This window comes from Paenibacillus sp. J31R122 (assembly GCF_056269185.1).
The window spans coordinates 1-4427 of record NZ_JBWDNM010000042.1 but is presented as its reverse complement, the minus strand read 5'-3'; the positions used below and the strand labels follow the sequence as shown (position 1 = coordinate 4427).

Sequence of the window (4427 nt, the reverse complement as noted above, 5' to 3'; positions counted from 1 at the left end):
GGGTGGAAGCACAGCAATGTGTGGAGCTGACGAATACTAATCGGTCGAGGGCTTATCCTAAAAAAGTTTGCATGGACCCATACATCCAGCAGACAAACAGCTAAGGTTCAGGAAGACTACTTTCGTATCCAGTTTTGAAGGTGCAAAAATGCCCGAGAAAATCTAATTGTAATAACTTAAATTCCTTGTGATACAAGGTTTTTTTTGTTTTTATGGTGAAAAACAGCCTAGCAAGCTGCATCTTTTCAATATCTGTATTAAATTTATACTAGTATACAGTAGAGTTTATTTAAGTCAGTGTTTGTATTTGTAGAATTAGAGTAATACAAAACGGATTATATTTACTACGCGCTAAGCTGGAAGAGACTTTCGTGTCTCCTCCAACAGATCGTTTTTGCACATCTTCACACTAAAACCGACCGATTCTAGGGGCTTTGTTCTTATAAAAGTAGTAAACCGCTATTATACCGACGAGTAAAAACAACGTAGAAGTGAAGCTGCCCTCAACCCCGAAGGAGCCGCCTGACAGCGCATCTGGGCCATTATTGATCGCCTGCAGCAGAGATGGAACGGTGTCGGTTCCCGAAACGCTGAATCCATATACATATCCTTGAAAATAGTTCCATGTGAGATGCAGCCCGATCGGCATCCAAAGCCCGCCGGTCAGCTCGCGTGAGAGTGCCAACAGTAGTCCTGCTAGAAATATATTAAGCAATGGAAACGGGGAGTCTAAGATCCCTGGGTTAGAGCCGTGCAATAGTGCGAATAAGACTGAGCTTGTGATAATAGCAGCAACACTGCCGTAATGATGTTTTAATAACCCTTGTACATAGCCCCGTGATAGGATTTCCTCGGAAAGTGCCACACCCGTAAAAAGCAGCAAGCCCTTTAACAATGAAATGTTTACCTCTCGGTTAAAGCCGATCCATTCCCAATCAATTCCTCCCAAAACCCATATAAGCACGCTGGATAAAGAAATAAGAATAGCTCCGGTAAACAGACCTTGTATAGCATAGACGACTGCACCATGTTGCTTAATGCCGAGATGCCAGCCTTTTTTTCGTTCGAAAAATGCATACATCATAAATGTGGCAACAATAAAGCCAAGCATTTGTGCATAGATCAGAGTACCGCTGCTTGCAATACTTTCGAGTTTGGAAGTGGAAAAGCCAGTTGCAAGAAAATAACCGATCAATGCAAAAATAATAAATACAAACATGATAACCATCAGCAGCAGTAATTTACCGATAATCGATACAATGGTTTTAATTAGCTTCACCTCTCCTTAATTTGATAAATGCATTGTAGATGCAAGCAGCGTTTAGCTCCTTTTTAATAAATCCTCACGAATAGGCGAAAATACGTCAAGCAATGTGGAGACTTCAAGTGCGGTCACTCCGTGTTTGGCATTACTAGGTATGTAGATTGTGTCGCCAGCCGTTAATATAGTTTCCACACTGTCTATACGAAATGCAATTTTACCTTTTAGGCAATAGCTCATTTACTCATGTAGATGGCTATGTTCTTACCCTTCAGCTCCCTGCTCAAAATGTACCTCCATCATCATTAATGAATTTCCGGCTAATTACTCATTGCTTTCGCCCCCTATAAGGGCATTTTAACGTAAACTATCATGAAGATCTGTTTTAATGTTAAACTCCTTAGACGAAACTGATTTGGCCACATGGTAATATATGATTTAGTTCGTTGAGATACGATCATACTTATAACATCTGATATTATTTTTCCCATAAAGTCGAGAATTTCGAAATATTCATGCCTAAGAGGATAAATCTATAGTAAACAAGGAGCATTAATGATGAAGATATCAGTCTTATTGCGTGAGCCCAAACAACGAAAATTACTATTCAGTGCGGGGCTAAGCTGGCTGTTCGATGCAATGGAGGTTGGGATGATCTCCTTCATTGTTACAGCACTGGCTGTGGAATGGCAACTCGGTGCTCAGCAGGTAGGACTAGTAATGGCAATTAACTCGGTTGGTATGGCGGTAGGAGCAGCAATATCAGGCTTGCTTGCTGACCGATATGGTCGCAGGGCGATTCTGATTTGGACGCTGCTTATTTTCTCCATCGCAAGTGGGTTATCAGCCTTGGCAACCAGTTTTATCGCACTATGTGTGCTGCGTTTCATAGCTGGATTCGGTCTTGGAGGTGAACTGCCTGTGGCCACTACACTCGTATCGGAGTCTGTGCCCTTAAAAGAGAGGGGGCGTGCAGTCGTTCTGCTTGAAAGCTTTTGGGCATTTGGTTGGATTGCTGCCGCACTGATCGCTTACTTTGTTATTCCTGAATACGGATGGCGTATGGCTTTTGTGATCGGTACATTGCCAGCTTTTTACGCGTTATATCTTAGACGAGCCATCCAGGATTCGCCGACCTTTAATAAGCAGCAAAGTCAAAAGCTTAATTTTAAGAAAAGAGTGGCATCCGTCTGGTCTGTAAAATACCGAAAATCGACTATTACACTATGGATCTTATGGTTTACTGTAGTTTTTTCGTATTATGGCATGTTCCTGTGGCTTCCGTCTATTATGCTGCTAAAAGGTTTTGATCTCGTGAAGAGTTTTCAATATATATTGATTATGACGCTGGCACAGATTCCGGGCTATTTTACTGCGGCTTACTTTATAGAAAAGTTCGGTCGAAAATTCGTGCTTGTTGTTTATTTGCTGCTGACAGCAGTAAGCGCGGTTTGGTTTGGAAATGCGGAAACGGAAGGGATACTAATTGCATCCGGAATTTGTCTATCCTTCTTCAACCTTGGAGCATGGGGAGGCATGTATGCCTATACGCCAGAGCTATATCCGACGAAGGTACGCGCGACTGGTGTTGGTCTTGCTGCATCCTTTGGAAGAATTGGAGGGGTAATCGGTCCGTTTCTGGTTGGTATGTTAGTGGCGCGGGGTACAGCAGTCACCACGGTGTTTATGATGTTTTTTGTTACAATCGTCATTGGAGCACTTGCTGTGCTGTTTTTTGGAAAAGAAACAAAGGGTACGGACCCTGATAAAGATAGAGCAGCAGAGACGAATTAGTTTTTTTCATAATAGTAGGAAATAGAAAGCAGGCTCAGCATGAGAATCAATAAATACATAAGTGAAACAGGATTTTGTTCAAGGCGGGAAACCGATCGTTTAATTGAAGCAAAAAGAATTACCGTGAATGGTGTTGTTTGTGAGGCGGGGGCTGATGTAGACTCAAGCGATGTTGTACTTATTGATGGAGAGCCGATTGCAAGTAAAGCAGAGCCCGTGTATTTAGCACTTAATAAACCAATAGGGATTACGTGTACCGCATCAAAAGAAGTGACTGGGAACATTATCGACTATGTAAATTATCCAACTCGGATTTTTGCGATCGGCAGATTGGATAAAGCATCAGAGGGTCTAATTTTGTTAACGAACGATGGAGATATTGTTAATAAAATGATGCGTTCAGAGAATGGTCATGAAAAAGAATATGTGGTGACAGTGGACAAGCCGATCACCCAAACGTTTATACAAGAGATGTCCAACGGTGTTGCAATTCTTGGAGTGATAACGAAGCACTGTGATGTTTTTCGAATAAATGACTTTGAGTTCCGAATTATTCTGACACAAGGTCTAAATCTTCAAATTAGAAGAATGTGCAAAGCTCTAGGGTATAGGGTGCTGAAGCTTGAACGAATTCGAATTATGAATATTACAATTAGTGATTTAAATAAAGGGCAGTGGAGAAAACTAACTAGCGAAGAGCTACAAACGCTCCAATCGCAATTAGAAATAAAAAGTAAATTAATGATTAACTAAAGTAGGTGATTGCTAGTCTATTAGTTAATAGAAATGCTCTCTTACAGAAATAGGATGAATTCTGCAGCGATTCATTAATGATAACAGTGATATGGCGAAGTCGATTGGTATCATTAATTTTAATAGAGAAGGCGACATCGTTCTAAAGGATAAGAAAGTGAAATTTGTGTATGCGGCCCCGAGAGTGACGGCCCTACATTCATACGGATTATAGCTTTGAGGGTTATGCAATTACGGGTGACTCTAATAGTAACTGTTTACAGGGGGGCCACAAAATAGTGGTACCCCTGTTTGATTTACAAGACTAATAAGTGGGTATTTAAAATTATAAAAAAGAATTTCAAAAAAAGACTTGCATTAGTAGGCTGATACATGGTATATTCTTATTCCGGCCAAGAAACACACCGGAACAAACGATAAACAACGAAAGACAAGATTGCTCTTTGAAAACTGAACAACGAGTATTAAACTGCCCTAACGATCCTAACGGATCATTAGAAAAAGCGATAAAAAGTAATGAGCAAGTCAAACACCTGAAGCTTTTCTCATCGACATCGCGTCGGTGCGAAAACTTCTATTATGGAGAGTTTGATCCTGGCTCAGGACGAACGCTGGCGGC

The 4427-nt window shown here is 41.1% G+C and carries 3 protein-coding genes and 1 pseudogene; 2 read left to right on the top strand and 2 right to left on the bottom strand.

Features of this window, described 5'->3' with window-relative positions; all coding sequences use genetic code 11:
• Positions 1 to 409: 409 nt before the first annotated feature.
• Entirely contained in the window at positions 410 to 1279 is an 870-nt protein-coding gene (locus AC0YN7_RS29610) for a lysostaphin resistance A-like protein (protein WP_475813597.1), read from the bottom strand.
• 42 nt (positions 1280 to 1321) lie between these two features.
• Positions 1322 to 1579, bottom strand: a pseudogene (locus AC0YN7_RS29605) (cupin domain-containing protein); the annotation flags it as partial.
• Between the two features lie 240 nt (positions 1580 to 1819).
• On the opposite strand from AC0YN7_RS29605, the gene AC0YN7_RS29600 reads away from it, so the two are divergent.
• Positions 1820 to 3055, top strand: coding sequence for an MFS transporter (locus tag AC0YN7_RS29600; protein ID WP_475813598.1), 1236 nt, complete (start codon positions 1820 to 1822; stop codon positions 3053 to 3055).
• A gap of 39 nt (positions 3056 to 3094) precedes the next feature.
• Positions 3095 to 3808 (top strand): pseudouridine synthase, encoded by a 714-nt coding sequence (locus tag AC0YN7_RS29595; RefSeq protein WP_475813596.1) that lies wholly within the window; start codon positions 3095 to 3097, stop codon positions 3806 to 3808.
• Positions 3809 to 4427: the final 619 nt, after the last annotated feature.